The 17576-nt window shown below is 47.6% G+C and carries 14 protein-coding genes; 8 read left to right on the top strand and 6 right to left on the bottom strand.

The genetic code is table 11. The annotated features are described in order from the left end of the window. Positions 1 to 56: 56 nt before the first annotated feature. Positions 57 to 1730 carry a nucleoside kinase gene (locus DXD78_RS08015; protein ID WP_117652678.1) on the top strand — a complete coding sequence of 558 codons (1674 nt, stop codon included), beginning with the start codon at positions 57 to 59 and terminating at the stop codon, positions 1728 to 1730. 42 nt (positions 1731 to 1772) lie between these two features. After that, positions 1773 to 3278, top strand: a complete 1506-nt coding sequence (locus tag DXD78_RS08010; RefSeq protein ID WP_005830555.1) for a HAMP domain-containing sensor histidine kinase — start codon at positions 1773 to 1775, stop codon at positions 3276 to 3278. 101 nt (positions 3279 to 3379) lie between these two features. On the opposite strand, the gene DXD78_RS08005 is transcribed toward DXD78_RS08010, so the two are convergent. Next, on the bottom strand, positions 3380 to 4753 hold the full coding sequence (locus tag DXD78_RS08005) for an aminopeptidase P family protein (protein WP_117652677.1): 1374 nt from the start codon (positions 4751 to 4753) through the stop codon (positions 3380 to 3382). A 327-nt stretch (positions 4754 to 5080) separates the two neighbouring features. Between DXD78_RS08005 and rpoN the strand changes: the two genes are divergently transcribed. The 6 genes from rpoN (at position 5081) to DXD78_RS07975 (ending at position 11309) form a co-directional block, all read left to right on the top strand. Further along, positions 5081 to 6571, top strand: coding sequence for an RNA polymerase factor sigma-54 (gene rpoN, locus DXD78_RS08000; RefSeq protein ID WP_005830563.1), 1491 nt, complete (start codon positions 5081 to 5083; stop codon positions 6569 to 6571). A 93-nt stretch (positions 6572 to 6664) separates the two neighbouring features. Then, complete coding sequence (locus DXD78_RS07995; protein ID WP_005830565.1) at positions 6665 to 7327, top strand: membrane protein; 663 nt, start codon at positions 6665 to 6667, stop codon at positions 7325 to 7327. A gap of 68 nt (positions 7328 to 7395) precedes the next feature. Next, positions 7396 to 7776, top strand: a complete 381-nt coding sequence (gene gcvH, locus DXD78_RS07990; protein ID WP_005834498.1) for a glycine cleavage system protein GcvH — start codon at positions 7396 to 7398, stop codon at positions 7774 to 7776. A gap of 116 nt (positions 7777 to 7892) precedes the next feature. Next, positions 7893 to 8402, top strand: a complete 510-nt coding sequence (gene purE, locus DXD78_RS07985) for a 5-(carboxyamino)imidazole ribonucleotide mutase (protein WP_009037672.1) — start codon at positions 7893 to 7895, stop codon at positions 8400 to 8402. Positions 8403 to 8516: 114 nt separating this feature from the next. Then, positions 8517 to 10382 carry a 4-hydroxy-3-methylbut-2-en-1-yl diphosphate synthase gene (locus DXD78_RS07980; protein WP_117652676.1) on the top strand — a complete coding sequence of 622 codons (1866 nt, stop codon included), beginning with the start codon at positions 8517 to 8519 and terminating at the stop codon, positions 10380 to 10382. Positions 10383 to 10394: 12 nt separating this feature from the next. Continuing rightward, positions 10395 to 11309, top strand: coding sequence for a glutaminase (locus tag DXD78_RS07975; RefSeq protein WP_005834492.1), 915 nt, complete (start codon positions 10395 to 10397; stop codon positions 11307 to 11309). A gap of 6 nt (positions 11310 to 11315) precedes the next feature. Here DXD78_RS07975 and DXD78_RS07970 read toward each other — a convergent pair whose 3' ends face one another. The 5 genes from DXD78_RS07970 to DXD78_RS07950 all read right to left on the bottom strand — a co-directional run bounded on the left by DXD78_RS07970 (position 11316) and on the right by DXD78_RS07950 (position 17524). Beyond that, a complete protein-coding gene (locus DXD78_RS07970; protein ID WP_117652675.1) occupies positions 11316 to 12317 on the bottom strand; it encodes a metallophosphoesterase in 1002 nt (333 codons plus the stop codon). Beyond that, the gene (locus DXD78_RS07965; protein WP_005834487.1) at positions 12314 to 13084 is read right to left on the bottom strand and encodes a prolyl oligopeptidase family serine peptidase; all 771 of its coding nucleotides are present in this window, start codon (positions 13082 to 13084) and stop codon (positions 12314 to 12316) included. The genes DXD78_RS07970 and DXD78_RS07965 overlap by 4 nt, the downstream gene beginning before the upstream one ends. 8 nt (positions 13085 to 13092) lie before the next feature. Then, positions 13093 to 14817, bottom strand: a complete 1725-nt coding sequence (locus DXD78_RS07960) for a family 43 glycosylhydrolase (protein ID WP_117652683.1) — start codon at positions 14815 to 14817, stop codon at positions 13093 to 13095. Between the two features lie 58 nt (positions 14818 to 14875). After that, positions 14876 to 16450: a sulfatase gene (locus DXD78_RS07955; protein ID WP_005834483.1), complete on the bottom strand. Its 1575-nt coding sequence runs from the start codon at positions 16448 to 16450 to the stop codon at positions 14876 to 14878. A 222-nt stretch (positions 16451 to 16672) separates the two neighbouring features. Beyond that, positions 16673 to 17524, bottom strand: a complete 852-nt coding sequence (locus DXD78_RS07950) for an endonuclease/exonuclease/phosphatase family protein (RefSeq protein ID WP_005834481.1) — start codon at positions 17522 to 17524, stop codon at positions 16673 to 16675. Positions 17525 to 17576 lie beyond the last annotated feature (52 nt).

Raw genomic sequence — 17576 nt, 5'->3', positions numbered from 1 at the left:
TTCACGTGTTATAATGTCCTATATTTAACGTGTCAACCCACTAAAAACGAGACATCATGAAACACATGTTACAAATTTGTTGCAAAAATAATAATATTTCTAAAGAATTCCCTATAGGGAGCTCACTTTTGGATATTTATTACGGTTTTAATCTAAATTTCCCCTATCAGGTAGTCAGTGCAAAGGTCAACAACCGTTCCGAAGGACTGAATTTCCGTGTATACAACAATAAGGATGTAGAGTTTCTCGACATACGTGACTCCTCAGGTATGCGCACCTATGTCCGTTCCCTCTGCTTCATTCTTTACAAAGCTGTCAGCGAGCTGTTTCCGGAAGGAAAACTGTTCGTAGAGCATCCGGTATCCAAAGGTTACTTCTGTAACTTGCGCATCGGCCGTTCCATAGAGCTGGAAGATGTGACCGCCATCAAGAAACGGATGCAGGAAATCATCGCCGAAAACATCCCCTACCATCGTGTAGAATGCCACACCACCGAGGCTGTGCGTATCTTTAGCGAACGGGGCATGAACGACAAGGTTAAGCTGCTGGAAACCTCCGGCTCGCTATATACCTATTATTACACATTGGGCGACACCGTAGACTACTACTACGGCAACCTGCTGCCCAGTACCGGGTTCATCTGGCTGTTCGACATCGTGAAGTATTACGACGGCCTGCTGCTGCGTATCCCCAACAAGGAGAACCCGAATGTACTGGAAGAAGTGGTGAAGCAGGAGAAGATGCTCGACGTATTCAAGGAACACCTGCGCTGGAACTACATCATGGGGCTGAGCAACGTGGGCGACTTCAATCTGGCTTGCGAGACAGGCCATGCCACCGACCTCATCAACGTAGCCGAAGCCCTGCAGGAGAAAAAGATAGCCCAAATAGCCGACGACATCTACCGTCGCGGCGAAAACGGCAACCGGGTGAAGCTCGTACTCATCTCCGGCCCATCGTCCTCCGGAAAGACAACTTTCAGCAAGCGGCTCAGCGTGCAGTTGATGACCAACGGCCTGCGCCCCTATCCCATCTCGCTGGACAACTACTTCGTAGACCGTGAAGACACCCCGCGCGACGAAAACGGAAACTACGACTACGAATCACTCTACGCCCTTGACCTCGAACTCTTCAACACCCAGCTGCAGGCATTGCTCCGTGGCGAAGAAGTGGAGCTGCCCCGCTTCAACTTCAACCTCGGGAAGAAAGAGTACAAGGGCGACAAACTACGCATCGACGAGCATACCATCCTCATCCTGGAAGGAATTCATGCCCTGAACCCTGAACTGACACCACAGATTCCCGCCGCCAGCAAATACAAGATTTATGTATCCGCCCTGACCACCATCTCGCTGGACGACCACAACTGGATTCCCACCACGGACAACCGCCTGCTGCGCCGCATCATCCGCGACTTCAACTACCGCGGCTACTCGGCACAAGAGACCATTTCACGCTGGCCCAGTGTACGTGCCGGCGAGGACAAATGGATATTCCCCTATCAGGAAAATGCCGACGTTATGTTCAACTCTGCCCTCTTGTTCGAATTCGCCGTGCTCCGCTGCCACGCAGAGCCCATCCTTACCAGTGTTCCACGGAACTGTCCGGAATACGCAGAAGCCTACCGGTTGCTGAAATTCATCAAATATTTCACCCCCGTGCAGGACAAAGAAATTCCACCGACATCCTTATTGAGAGAATTTTTAGGAGGCAGTAGCTTCAAATACTAAGTTTTTATTCTAACTTTGTGAGCAAATAAAACAAACGTACACATGAAAAAAATTATTTCGATACTTCTCTTAGCGACTTTCTGCATCTTTACTCAACTCCATGCGCAAAACCGTGCAGACGAATTGATGAAACAAGCACAAGAAAATCTTACGAAAAAAGAATATATCAAAGCCCGCTATCTATTCCTGCAAGCCTACAATGCCTTTGCCACGCAAGACAAGTATGCCCAGGCAGTGGAATGCGGCGTCAATGCCAGCGCCCTCTACCATCGGGAGAATTACTATAAAGAAGCTTTTGAACTGCTGCGCGGTGCCGAGCAAGTGGTGGCAACCGGCGAACAGAAAACGGGCAAGGCCATGCCCAACCTACGTTTCCGCATCAACAAGGAACGCCTGCAGATGTACATCAACCTGAAAAATCCCGCACGTGCCAAGGAACAGCTGACCAAACTGGAAGAGACCGCCAAAGCCTCTCACAACGACTCTCTGAGCAACGACCTGCTTTATACGCAGGCCAACTATTACTACACCTTCGGCATGAACACACAAGGTGATGCGGCTACCAACCGCCTGATAGGGCAATATAAGGAACAGAAGAACTACGCCAAAGTAGACGAATGCTACAAGACTCTTATCAGCATTGCCCGCAAAGCAAACAATGCCGGACTGGTGGCACGCACCTACGACAAGTACATCCTATGGACCGACTCCGTAAAGGCGCTTACCGCCCAAGAGGAACTGAACGCCCTGAAGAAGAAATATGATGAAAGCCTGGCCACTATCCAGGAGAAAGATGATTCCCTAAGCGCCAAGCAGTACATCATCATCGGGCTTTGCATACTCGCCGCCATCCTTGCCGCCGCACTGGTATTCGGCGCCATCGTATTGCTGCGTTTCATCATCCTCACCCGTAAACAGAAGAAGGCCATCAGCATTGCTAATGAGCACAATGAGCTGAAAACCAAATTTATCCAGAACATTTCCGCCCAAATGGAACCGACACTGGACACGCTCGACGCCTCACTGCCGGGCGTAAAAGCCCTGCATGCATTCTCCAACCATATCCAGGAACTGTCCGAATTGGAAACCACCTTGTCCGAACCCTACGAAGTGCAGGAGAAGAATATCTCCACTTTCTGTGAAGGCATCATGGACAAAATCAAAGGAATGACACAAGAAGATGTCACCCTGACCGTGAATGCCCCCAAATTGAATGTGAAAATCAACCCTGAGCAACTGGAACGCGTCTTGCTGCATTTGTTGGAAAACGCCGCCGAGTACACCCCTGCTGGAGGAAAAATATGGCTGGACTTCAAGAAACGTGGTGCGCACACCCACCAGTTCATCATCAGCGACACCGGTTGCGGTATCCCCGAGGAGCAACGCGAAAACATCTTCAAGCCTTTCACCGAAGTGAAAGACCTGACGCAAGGCGACGGCCTGGGACTCCCCATCTGCTCACTGATTGCCACCAAGATGAACGGCAGCTTGACACTAGACAGCAGCTACAACAAGGGAGCACGGTTCGTACTGGAACTGCACGCATAAACCATACATAATACAATCTGTATGACCCCTAAATTTGAGAGCCGCTTGCCACCGGCATTATCGGGACAAACGGCTCTCTGTGTATATTAAGGATGTGGTTGTCAACGCAACGCTTCCACCTCTTCCGGTGTCAGTGGAATTTTCTTGCCCAAGCGACGTGCTCCCGTTTCGGTAATCAGATAATCCTCCTCATTACGGATGCCGCCGAAATTGCGGTATTCTTCCACCTTATCGTAGTTGATGAAGTCCATGAACTTCTTCTCTCCTTTCCATAAGTCAATCAGCTCGGGGATGAAGTAGATGCCCGGCTCAACCGTATGCACAAAGCCCGGTTCCAGAGGGATGGCAAGACGCTGGCTCTTGCGGCCGAACTGCGTACTCTTGGGCTGACCGTCATAGCCTACCCAGAGCTCACCCAGGTTCTCCATATCGTGCACATCCAACCCCATCATATGGCCCAGTCCATGGGGATAAAACAAGGCATGCGCCCCTTCGCGCACGGCATCTTCGGCATTGCCCTTCATCAATCCCAGCTCTTTCAGCCCCTCCACCATCACTTGGGCGGAAAGCTCGTACACCTTCATATAGGGAATGCCCGGGCGAAGCGCTTTAACAGACTCCAGATGCATGGCGTTCTGGATTTCGTAAACGGCACGCTGGCGTGGAGTAAAAGTCTTGTCCGCCGGCACGGTAGACGACATGTCACCACAGTAACCCGAAGGCAGCTCGGCGCCGGCATCAATCAAGAAGAGGTCTCCCGGTTGCACCCGGTTGCCGTGATAGTGGTTATGCAGGGTCTGGCCGTTGACAGTAGCAATCGTGGCAAAAGACAGCTCGCAGTTGTTCATCTCGGCGATACGGTTCATTTCGGCCACAACCTCGTATTCGTACATGCCCGGACGAAGCACCTTCATTGCGGTGATGTGCATGTCAGCAGTCACGTCGCATGCCTTTTCTATTTCCGCTATTTCTTCTGTCGACTTGTAGTTGCGCTGTGCCACCACCGCACGGATAAACGGTACAGACCCTTCCTGACGTGCCGGAGGAACACCCAGCCAGTCCATCAGTTTCAACTTATGCTCGGCACGATAAGGGGGCAAATAATGGATGGTCTGTCCCTTCTGTACAGCCTTGTGCAGATAACCGACGATGTCGGCAAAAGGACGGGTTTCGGAAATTCCCACAGCAGAAGCCTTTTCGTGAAGGGTGGGCTGGGTACCCATCCAGACAATATGGTCGATGGTCAGCTCATCGCCAAAAATGATTTCTTTATCTTCATCTATGTCGATGAGAGCTGACAGCCCGGCAAACGACAAGCCAAAATAGTAGAGAAAAGTGGAATCCTGGCGGTAACGGAAAGTATTGTCCTCATAGTTCAAACCTTGTTCATCGTTACCCAAAAACAGTAACACTCCGGAGCCTATCGTTTTTTTCAGCTGGGCCCTGCGCTGCACATACGTTTCTTTAGCAAACATAACATTCCTTGTTTTAGTAGTTATAGGACAAAGATAGCCATAATCTTTGAAAGAAGATAATACAAAAAGGAGATTAATCTATATAGTTCATAATCAGAAGACTATTTTGCCAACGTTTTTCAAGCCTTTGGCAAAGTTTTGCCACCGCGTTGGCAAAGTCTTGCCATAGGCATGGCAAAAGTTTGCCAAGCTATTGGCAAAAGTTTGTTTTCTCTTTTCTTGTTAAATATCATCAGAGAGGTTTCGTGTTATCGAACTATTCACTATTTTTGCGGTAAATATCTGAAAGAAGATGCACAATGAGTGCATTGAATAATTTATAAAAATATGGCACAAGGCTCCCGACAAGTACAGACCCAAGCGCAACAGCAGATACAAACGCTGTCGCCGCAACAAATTCTGGTGGTAAAGCTGCTGGAACTTCCCGCCGTGGAACTAGAGGACCGCGTACGTGCCGAACTTCTGGAAAATCCGGCACTGGAAGAGGGCAAGGAGGATACTCCCGGCGATGAATACCCCGACACACCCGATGCGGAAACCGGCTCAGAAGATGGTGGAGACACTAGCTATGATTCTTTAAGCGATTATCTGAACGAAGACGATATCCCCGACTACAAGCTGCAGGAGAACAACCGCAGCAAAGGGGAGCAGGCAGAAGAAATTCCTTTCTCCGACGCCACCTCCTTCTATGAAACCTTGCGCCAGCAGCTCGGCGAGCAGGACTTGACTCCGCACCAGCGCGAACTGGCCGAATATCTCATCGGCTCGCTGGACGACGATGGCCTGCTGCGCAAATCGCTGGACAGTATCAGCGACGAACTCGCCATCTACGCCGGTATCGACGCTTCTCCCGAAGAGCTGGAAGAAGTATTGAAGATTATACAAGACTTCGACCCCGCCGGTCTGGGCGCCCGCACCCTACAAGAGTGCCTGCTCATCCAGATTCGACGTAAGGAAGCGCAACGGCCCATGCCCTCGCCTCCACAATACTATATAGAAGAAGATATTCTTACCCAGTGCTACGAAGAGTTCACCCGCAAGCATTGGGACAAGATTATGCAGAAATTAGGTATCAGCGAAGATACCCTGCAACAAGCCGTTAAGGAAATCTGCAAGCTGAATCCCCGTCCCGGTGCCTCGCTCGGCGAAGCCATCGGCAAGAACATGCAGCAGATTGTGCCCGACTTCCTGGTAGACACTTATGACGACGGTACCATCAACGTGACACTGAACAACCGCAACGTGCCGGAACTGCGCATGAGCCGCGACTTCACCGAGATGGTGGAAGAACACACCAAGAACCGGGCCAACCAGTCTAAGGAATCCCGCGAAGCCATGATGTTCCTCAAACAAAAAATGGATGCCGCACAAGGTTTCATCGATGCCGTGAAGCAACGCCAGAATACGCTGATGACTACCATGCAGGCCATCATAGACCTGCAACGTCCTTTCTTCCTCGAAGGAGACGAGTCATTGCTCCGCCCCATGATTCTGAAAGATGTTGCCGAACGCACCGGGTTGGACATCTCGACCATCTCCCGTGTGAGCAACAGCAAGTATGTACAGACCAACTACGGCATCTACCCGCTGAAATTCTTCTTCAACGACGGCTACACAACCGAAGACGGCGAAGAGATGTCTGTACGCGAAATACGCAAGATACTCAAAGAGTGCATTGACAACGAGGACAAGAAAAAGCCTCTGACCGATGACGAACTGACCGAGCTGCTGAAGGAGAAAGGCTATCCCATAGCCCGCCGCACGGTGGCAAAGTATCGCCAACAGATGAATATCCCCGTGGCAAGACTGAGAAGATGAGAGAAAAGGATGAGCGATTAGGGATTAAGGTTTAAAGATTAGTGCATTCAAATAGTAAATTGTAAATAGTCAAATCGTAAATAAAATTAGGTTGTGGAAGAGCATATTATAGCAGATAAAACTTTAATCAGAACAGCGAAAGTGATTTCGGCGGTATTCACACCGTTCTCCATCCCTTTCCTGGCATTTCTGGTTCTGTTTATATTCTCGTACCTGCGCATCATGCCGTTGCAGTACAAGTTGATAGTATTGGGCGTGGTGTATTGCTTCACCATCCTGATGCCTACACTGACTATCTTCATCTTCCGCAAAATCAACGGTTTCAGTCCGGAAGAACTGGTGGAACGAAAAAGGAGATACATTCCCTTTATTCTGACCATCACTTCCTATGTATTCTGCCTGCTCATGATGCACCGGCTCAATATCCCGTGGTATATGACCGGTATCATACTCTCCGCCCTGGTAGTGATGATAATCTGCGTCATTGTCAACTTAAAATGGAAACTGAGCGAACACATGGCAGGCGCCGGAGCCGTAATTGGTGGACTGGTAGCTTTCAGCGCCTTGTTCAGCTACAATCCCGTATGGTGGCTATGCCTCTTTATACTGGTGGCTGGCGTGCTGGGCACCGCCCGCATCATCCTGCGACACCACACACTGGGCGAAGTTATGGGAGGCTTTGCCGTAGGGCTTATCTGCTCGTTGCTGGTACTCCACCCGCTGAGCAACATACTGTTCCGAATCTTCCTCTTTTAAGAGCCTTGTTTAATTTTTAATTTTCAACTTTTAATTTACATAGTATCAACCCTTAAAAACTAATGATCATGAATTTCCCGACTAATGTAAAGTACACCAAAGAACACGAATGGATTCGCCTGGAAGGTGATGTAGCCTATGTAGGTATTACCGATTATGCACAAGAGCAACTGGGTGACATTGTGTTTGTCGACATCCCGACCGAAGGTGAAACATTGGCTGCCGACGAAGTGTTCGGTACCATCGAAGTAGTAAAAACCATATCAGACCTCTTCCTGCCCGTAACCGGTGAGATTCTGGAGCAAAACGAAGCCCTTGCCGACCAGCCGGAACTGGTAAACCAGGACCCATACGGCGAAGGCTGGCTCATCAAAATCAAACCCGCCGCTGATGCCGACTTCGACAGCCTGCTGGATGCCGAAGCCTACAAAGCGCTGATAAACGAATGAAATGAAAGGATTAGGGGTTAGCGATTAGCACCGGACGGAATGATAGCGCAGTCCCTAACCCCTAATCGTTAATCCCTAACCCTTATAAAATTAACCTTTTAATAATTTAAAGATTCATGTCTCCAATCGTTAGCATCATCATGGGCAGCACTTCCGACCTCCCCGTTATGGAGAAGGCCGCACAATTGCTCAATGACCTGCATGTACCGTTCGAAATGAACGCTCTCTCTGCTCACCGCACACCGGAAGCAGTGGAGGAATTTGCCAAGAATGCCCGCCAACGCGGCATTAAAGTGATTATTGCCGCTGCCGGTATGGCTGCCGCCCTGCCCGGCGTCATTGCTGCCAATACCACACTGCCGGTAATCGGGGTTCCCGTAAAAGGGTCCGTACTCGATGGCGTAGACGCCCTTTACTCCATCATCCAGATGCCTCCGGGCATACCGGTAGCCACCGTTGCCATTAATGGTGCCATGAACGCTGCCATCCTTGCCGTACAAATGCTGGCATTGGGCGATTCCTCATTGGCCGAAACATTTGCCACCTACAAAGAAGGGCTGAAAAAGAAAATAGTCAAGGCAAATGAGGACTTGAAGGATGTGAAGTACGAATACAAAACCAATTGATTTACGATTGGATGATTTACGATGTACGATTGAAGATACCAAGAAGTAATTTCAATCGTACATCGTAAATCATCCAATCGTAAATCTTTTAATCCTTTAACTGTAAATATCATCGTGGATCTATTTAACTATTCCCGACGGGAAACGTCAGAAGTAAACATCGGAGCCACCCCTATGGGCGGCTCCAATCCTATCCGCATACAAAGTATGACGAACACCGCTACGCAGGACACAGAAGCCAGTGTAGCGCAAGCCAAACGTATTGTCGATGCCGGAGGAGAGTATGTACGCCTCACGACCCAAGGCATCAAAGAGGCTGAAAACCTGATGAATATCAACATAGGCCTACGTCAGGACGGATATATGGTGCCGCTTGTGGCCGACATTCACTTCAATCCGAAGGTAGCGGACGTGGCGGCACAGTATGTAGAAAAAGTACGCATCAATCCGGGAAACTATGTGGATGCAGCACGTACTTTCAAGCATCTGGAGTATACCGATGAGGAATATGCCCAGGAGTTGCAGAAGATACACGACCGCTTTGTCCCCTTCCTTAATATCTGCAAGGAGAACCATACTGCCATCCGCATCGGCGTGAACCACGGTTCATTGTCCGACCGCATCATGTCGCGCTATGGCGATACACCGGAAGGCATGGTGGAATCTTGTATGGAGTTTCTGCGCATCTGCGTGCAAGAGAATTTCACGGATGTGGTCATTTCCATCAAGGCATCCAATACAGTGGTCATGGTAAAGACAGTACGCTTGCTGGCAGCCGTCATGGAGCAGGAAGGTATGCGATTCCCGCTGCATCTCGGTGTAACGGAAGCCGGAGACGGAGAAGACGGACGCATCAAATCGGCCTTGGGCATCGGCGCCCTGCTGGCAGACGGCTTGGGTGACACCATCCGGGTTTCCCTGAGCGAAGCTCCGGAGGCGGAAATCCCCGTAGCCCGCAAATTGGTGGACTATATCGTGCAGCGCCACGACCATCCTTATATCCCCGGAGCAGATGTGCCGGAATTCAATTATCTCTCTCCCACCCGCCGCGAGACTGCCGCCGTACACAATATCGGCGGAGACAATCTGCCCGTGGTCATTGCCGCACGCTTAGACGGGGACATGGACTTCAATCCGCAATTCATGCCGGACTATATCTATACGGGACGTTCCATCCCGGAACAACTTCCGGAAGGCATGCAATGCATCATCGATGCCGATGTCTGGATGGAGCACAGTAACGGCAGAACGGAACCGGACAATGCCTGGCCTGCCTTTAAAGGAGACCAGCTTCCTTTCCTAAGCAGCTGCGGCGCTTCCTTGAAATTCCTCTTCATCACGTATATGGGGCTGAATGACGAAGCCATCGCCTGCCTGAAGTATCATCCGGAAGTCGTATTGATTTCGCAAAGCAATCATCCCAACCGGTTGGGAGAGCAACGCGCCCTGGCACACCAGATGATGAAGGAAGGCCTGAAGAACCCGGTAGTCTTCTTTGAACACTACGCAGAGAGCGAACTGGAAAATCTGCAAATCAAAGCGGCTGCAGATATGGGAGCACTCATCTTCGACGGTCTGTGTGACGGTATCCTTCTCTTCAACCAGGGAGAAACCATAAGCGGCAAAGTAGTGGATGCCACTGCTTTCGGTATCCTGCAAGCCGGACGTGTACGTACCAGCAAGACCGAATACATCTCTTGTCCCGGCTGCGGACGCACCCTCTACGACCTGGAAAGTACCATTGCCCGTATCAAGGCAGCCACCGGCCATCTGAAAGGACTCAAGATAGGAATCATGGGATGCATTGTCAACGGTCCCGGAGAAATGGCCGATGCTGATTATGGCTATGTAGGCGCCGGACGAGGCAAAATCAGCCTCTACAAGAAGAAGGAGTGCATCGAAAAGAACATTCCCGAAGAAGAGGCGGTGGAAAAGCTGATAGAACTCATTAGGGACAATGGCGACTATATAGAGAAATAAAAGAACTATAATATGGATTATCAGAAAATACTGAAAGGTATTCATCAGGAAATAGAGCCTTATGCCACTATTGGCAAGCAAGCTGATTACATTCCGGCACTCGCCAAAATCAATCCGGACCAGTTCGGAATGTGCATTCACACCATACAAGGCGAAACCTTCATGCATGGAGAAGCTACTACCGGCTTCTCCATACAAAGTATTTCGAAAGTATTTTCCCTTGCCATGTGCCTAAGCCTTGAAGGAGACAATCTATGGAAAAGAGTGGGTAAAGAACCCTCGGGCACTGCTTTCAACTCGCTAGTGCAACTAGAGGTAGAAAAAGGTATTCCCCGAAATCCATTTATCAATGCCGGCGCCATTGTGATGACCGACATTCTATTGAGCCATTTAAAGCATCCAAAAGAGGAATATATCCGTTTTGTCCGTTCACTCAGCAGAAACAACCAGATTGATTATAATGAAGAAGTAGCCCTATCCGAACGCGAAAACGGCTACCTGAATGCGGCAATTACCAATCTGTTGAAATATCATCATAACATAAACAATGACATAGAACGCGTACTCCGCTTCTATTTCCTGCAATGCTCCATAGAGATGAGCTGTTATGATTTGTCTAAGGCATTTTTACCTTTCGCCAACCATAAACAAGCCTTTGCGTTCGAAAACATCACTCTGACCTCCTCTCAGGTAAAAAGGATCAATGCCATCATGCAAACATGTGGTTTTTATGACGAAGCCGGAGAGTTCTCTTATCTAGTAGGCCTTCCTGGAAAAAGTGGTGTAGGAGGCGGCATAGCTGCAGTTTATCCACTGCGTTATTCAGTCGCAGTATGGAGCCCAAGACTGAACCAGAAAGGGAATTCCGTTATGGGCATCAAGGCTTTGGAACTGCTGACCACACAGACACAGGAATCTATTTTCTGAAAAATTTCAGCGTAGATATTTATCAAAGTCCACCTCTCTGAACTTAAAGTTATGATGTTCGGAGGGGTGATAGGCTTTATTCCAAGTCGAATAGGTCTTCACATCTATCTCCCTTGTCTTCCGGTTAAAAGTTACAATGCGTAAGTAGCCCTCACCTCCCAATCTACTGCCTTCCACACCACGCTGATAGTTTGCCAGCATCTGATACACTTTATTCCCCTCTTTCCCTATAGAGACCAGCGTGCCAACTCCGCTTTTCAAGACATGCCCACAAAAGACAGCTATCACATTGCGATGTCTGAGAAGCAATTTCTTCCAGATTCCAGCGCCATCGTTCACTGTGCGCCCGAGCTCTTTGCCGATGCCATATCCTTGAGGACGCCACCAGTCTTTCCCGTCATGCAACGTACTGTCACAATACAAATAGGCGTGTGTATTCAATATGACAAGCTTATCCGGATGAATACCCACTATGGAATCGGCCCATTGCAGAGCCTCATCAGAAGGTCCGAATTCCAGATTCAAGACCATCCAATCGGTATCGCCCGACCTGAAATTTATGTAATAGTTATCCAATGTCTTTCCATCCGCACTGCCTCCCCAATAGTTCTTCTGCATATAATCGGAAAGAGGAAAATACTTGTTGGCCATTGCAGTGTTATGCACGTCCGAAAACTTGCCGGGCTTACTGCCAATATCATGATTTCCCCACACGACAGAATAAGGTATTCCCGCTTGGCTGATACGATAAAAAGCTTTCTGCATATACGCCCATTCCACCGGAGAATTATCTTGTGTCAAATCTCCCACTTGGAACACGGCATCTATTTTCTTACGGTTGGCAACCAACCAGTCCACTTGCGAATCGAAGACCTCCGGACATTGCTCCAGATAAGTCTGCGTATCCGGCAATACCACAAAAGTACTTACCCGACCGGAAGTGGTGCAAGAAGTTAAAAAAGCGCCCCCTAAAAAGAGCGCTCCGATAACAGACAATATTCTCATCATTTTTTCTTCTGATTAAACAGCCACTCCATAAAATCAGGATAGTTGAAAGCCGGATTCCAACTACCATGATTACAACCAGGAAATTCAATATATTCCACATCGGCACCAATAGCTTTCAAGGCCCGATATGCTGCACGCGATCCTTCAGGAGTTACTACATTATCCGCATCTCCATGAAAAATACGGAACTTGACCGATTTGCCAGCCTTCAACCGTGCCGGATTCACTGTTCCACAAATAGGTATTGCTGCCGCAAAAATCTCCGGATAGCGGACAGCCATGTCAAATGTACCCATTCCTCCCATAGAAAGTCCCATAACATAGATACGGTCTTTGTCTATCTGCGGCATGGCCAGATAGAAATCCAACAACTCTTTCAACGTACGGAAAATAGGAGAAACAGGCACTTCCAACGGCATATCTGCCGGAGCAAAAGATGAAGGGCGCTCCGTATATGCCCAATATCCGGTTTCAGGACACTGCGGAGCCAAAATAAACGCCGGATACTTTTCGCGGTTTACAGGATTAAGCCACATCTGCCCACCATGAACCAATTGTTTCTCATTATCATTGCCACGCTCTCCGGCACCATGCAGGAAAAGCACCAAAGGATACTTTTCATCAGGTTTCATCACCTCTGGACGCAACAAACGATACAACAATGTATCTCCACGGGAAGAGATATAAGTTTCCTTTTGAAAGGTTTCTTGTGCAAACGAAAACAAGAAAAAGAATAATCCACAAAGGATGCCGATTATACGTTTCATCTTATTATTTATTTTACATGTTTAACTTCCGAACGTAAAGATACACCATTTTCATTGAAAGCCTCCACACAAAAATAATAATCCTGATCAGCAGTAAGGGTTTTCATCAATAAATCAGTCTTATCATAGACCATCCAAGAGCTGTAAAGTTTGTCCGGTGCAATGCCCCAAAGTATGTTGTAACCTTGTGCACCTTTCACAGCCTCCCAACGGATGGAGATGTCACGACGGTCTGCTTGGCGGTCAAGTACCAACTTTTTGGGTTGTTGCGGTGCCTTCCCCGTACCCAATCCAAAGACGCGAAGTTCAGATATAGCCAGATTCGGTGTCGGTATATCTATATTTTTATAACGGATATAACGGGCAGACTTGGGTAATGCCAGTTCAACATAATCATTCGGAGTATCCCTATAACTTTCCTTACGGTCCACCAATATATCCCAATTCTCACCATCAAGAGAACCTTCGATGAGATAACGGTGATGGAGTCCTTCGTAGCGACCGTACATATTACTTTGATAATCGTGATAGTTTATCTGAACAGCATACACATCAGCAGGTTTCTCTAAATCAATCATCACCCACTGCCGTTCGTCATTAGCCTCGGCAAGCCAAAAAGTTTTAGTCAGTTCATCCGTTAGGGCATCTGCCTTAAATTCGTCTTTTGTAGTAAAAGCCGTCACCGGCTTGCCATACGAGAGCAACATCCAGCCACGGAACTGTCCAGCCTTGCCCGGTACGGCAGGTGCATAACGGGGATAGTCTCCGAAACGGGTATCTACATACATAATGCCATCTTTATCAAACCCTGCCGGAAACATACAAAGGCGACGTTCCCAATTCACATTGATAGAGAGTGACATCGAAGCAAAATGCCAATACTGCCCCCCAGGACCAAGCACGGTACTTCCATGTCCGGCACCGTTCATATAACCACCCGGCTTGTAGGACACCGGATTATGCTTTTGGTAAGTATAAGGCCCCATCGGATAATCGGCCACATAAACACCATCGGCATAGACATTGAATTCCGTTCCCGGAGCACCGTATTGCATATAGTATTTCCCATTATGCTTCGTCAGCCAAGGCCCCTCAATATATCCGCCCAATACAGTATCCGTATGGTTTTCACCGAAACGTTCCCAGCCATGTTTAGGCATATCCAAATTGAAGAGTTCTTTCGTTTCTCCCTTCTTGATGAAACGCCGGTTCTTGTCCAGTTCCATTCCCCTGATAGGATACACATTGGAAGAACCCCAGAACATATACGCTTTACCGTCATCGTCAATAAACAAATCGGGATCTTGCAGATTATGCAAAATTGCCGGAACAGCTTCCCAGTTTCCTGAAGCCGGATTATCCGTATAAAGGATACTCATGGAACCGGAAGGATCACCGGTCACATAAAGTACCGAATCTTTGTAATTATGTGCCGCCGGAGCATTACACCCTTGCGGATACCAGTTCCTGCCCGGACGTACAAACTCCCAGTTCAGCAAATCCCTGGAACGCCAATAACCGTGTGAACGGGTAACAAACATATAATATTCACCCCGAAACTCCACCACGGCAGGATCGGCACCAGAACGGTAGGAGATATTCTTATCCGAATTATAAATCATGTACGTGTAATCGATATTTAAAGGATTACAATAAGTATCCATACGCATGTCCTGTGCAGAAAGGAAATTCGCCAAACACAACAGCAGCACCAGACCACTTAATCTTTTCATCATATTATCCACATTTATATTTCTAAATATTCATTTATACATCACGAAATATGCACCATTATTTACACAGAGATTCAGGAACATCATATTCTTCCTGCAGGCGGGCAAGTTCCGCTTTCAATTCTGCAGCAACCTTCTCCATCCCTTTTTCACCATACAAATTATGCATTTCTGCCGGGTCCTCCTTCAAATCATAAAGTTCCCACTTGTCATCCACATAAAAATGCATCAATTTATAGCGCTCCATCTTGACACCGTAATGTGCACGGACACTATGAAAACCGGGGAATTCATAATAGTGATAGTAAAGTGACTTCCTCCAGTTTCGTGGAGTATTTTCTCCCTCTACCAACCGACGAAATGACACTCCCTGCATGTCTTCAGGAATCTCAATTCCACACATATCGAGAAAAGTGGGAGCGAAATCAATATTTTGAGTTAATCCTGTTACCTGCGTTCCAGGCTTAATATGTCCCGGCCAGCTCATTACCATCGGCATACCGAAAGACTCCTCGTACATAAAACGTTTATCAAACCAACCGTGCTCGCCCAGATAGAACCCCTGGTCTGTAGTATAAACGACAATCGTATTTTTATCCAATCCGGTACGCTTCAAATAATCCAATATTTCTCCTACACTCTCGTCCACGCTTGCCACACAAGCCATATAATCCTGCAAATAACGCTGATATTTCCATTCTGCCACCTCTTTGAAAGTACGCTGTTTCGAATAAAATTCATTGTTCCGTTCACGATAGGCATCCATAAAACGGCGGCGCTCATCCGGCTCCATCGTACCAAGAAAAGCATGAGGCCACGGGTCGAATAGCAGACTGTCGCTATTCATACCCGCAACCATCTTCAAGTCGTGACCTTCGTACATATCACGGTATATATTCATCTTCTGCATTTGTGCCGCATAACGTCCTTCGTATGCATCATAATAATTGTCGGGTAAAGGGAACTGCGTGTGTTCGTACAAATGATAATGCCGTTCGGCAGGCACCCAATTACGGTGAATGGCTTTGTGATGCATCATCAGGAAAAAAGGTTTATTCTTATCCTCGCGCCCACTCATCCAGTCTTCACAATATTGAGTGATGAGGTCAGTTACATATCCTTTATGCCGAGTGGTATCTCCCTCGGTAATAAAATACGGATTATAATAATCTCCCTGATCATTCAAAATCATCCAATGGTCAAACCCGGTAGGCTTTGAAACAAGATGCCACTTGCCGATAATGGCTGTTTCATAACCGTTTGCTTGCAATATCTTCGGCAGTGTCTGCTGCGAACCGTCAAATCCTTTATTTCCATTCCTCATAAAACCATTCTTATGACTATGCTTACCAGTCAGTATGGCTGCACGACTGGGACCGGAAATGGAATTGCAACAGTAATTATTCTGAAATACCGCCCCTTCATGCCCAATACGGTCAATATGGGGAGTAGGAGCTATTTTACCTATGGGATGTCCATATATACTCATTGCTTGTCGGGCATGGTCATCACTCATGATAAAAATAATGTTAGGACGCCTGTTTCCTATTCCTTGTTTCTGTTCTTGTCCTTGCATCCAAACCGAAGGAACAAAGGGCAACAAGGCAATTCCCCAGGATAGTTTATTTTTCATGTATTCATTATTTGTTGTAATTTATCAAAGGCGTAACACCGTTTTATAATTTACTGATTATCAGTACAGTTAGAATACAGTGCATTCAGTATACGACTGAACCCTATTCAGTATACGACTGAATGGCATTCACTATACGACTGAATCAGGTTCAGTATACAAGTGTTTCTTGAGCCCTTATGATTTGTAAATAATGCAGAATAGAATTAGACGAGTGCCTCTTTACAGTTTCAAAGTAACCAATACGGGAGCATGGTCGGAAAGATAGCCATTGTCCGGCTTATCGCCAACTGTGCGGTAACGCTCCACCTCTACAGAAGCATTTACGAATATAAAATCTATCAGCCTGCGCTTCTCCACCGGAATACGTCCGAAGTCATGAAAGCTCCATGTCGGTCCGTAAACGACCTTTGCCGTGGAACAAGCGTTCCTCATTCCACCTTCCGTCAATATAGTGACCGGCTCGGAGTCTACCGTTCCATTAAAGTCTCCAGTGATAATTACCGGAAGCTCTCCCGCTATTTGCTTTATCTTCTCGAGTATTAACTTAGCGCTTTCTCGACGTGCCACCTCACCTACATGGTCAAAGTGGGTGTTGAAAGCAGCTACTTTCCTGCCACTCACCTTGTCTTTCAACACAGCCCAAGTCACGATACGCTCGCATGCCGCATCCCAGCCTTTCTTTCCGATGGAATCGGGAGTCTCACTCAGTCCGAAATCTCCGTTCTTTAAAAGCTCAAAACGCTCTGTCTTATAAAAAAGGGAGCAATATTCGCCTTTCTCTTTTCCATCTGCACGACCTACGCCAAGGGCAGTATATTGAGGAAGACGCTCCTTCAAGTCATTGAGTTGATTCTTTACCACCTCCTGCATGCCCACAATGTCCGGAGCATAATAAGCAATCATCTGTGCTGCATTATCCTTACGGTATTTCCAGTTATTCATACTGTCCGCTACATGATCCAGACGAATATTAAACGACATCACCTCCACCTTAGCTTCCGGTTGCTTGCCGCACGAGGCGACAAGCAATACGAAAGCAACCAATACACTATTGAAAAGCACGTTTTTCATGGTTATAATCCTTTTTAATCTATATAAAATTTACCAAAATCAAATCCTGCCA

It is taken from the genome of Bacteroides sp. D20, from assembly GCF_003436255.1.
Lineage (GTDB): Bacteria > Bacteroidota > Bacteroidia > Bacteroidales > Bacteroidaceae > Bacteroides > Bacteroides uniformis.
This window is presented reverse-complemented; position numbering and strand designations above follow the sequence as displayed.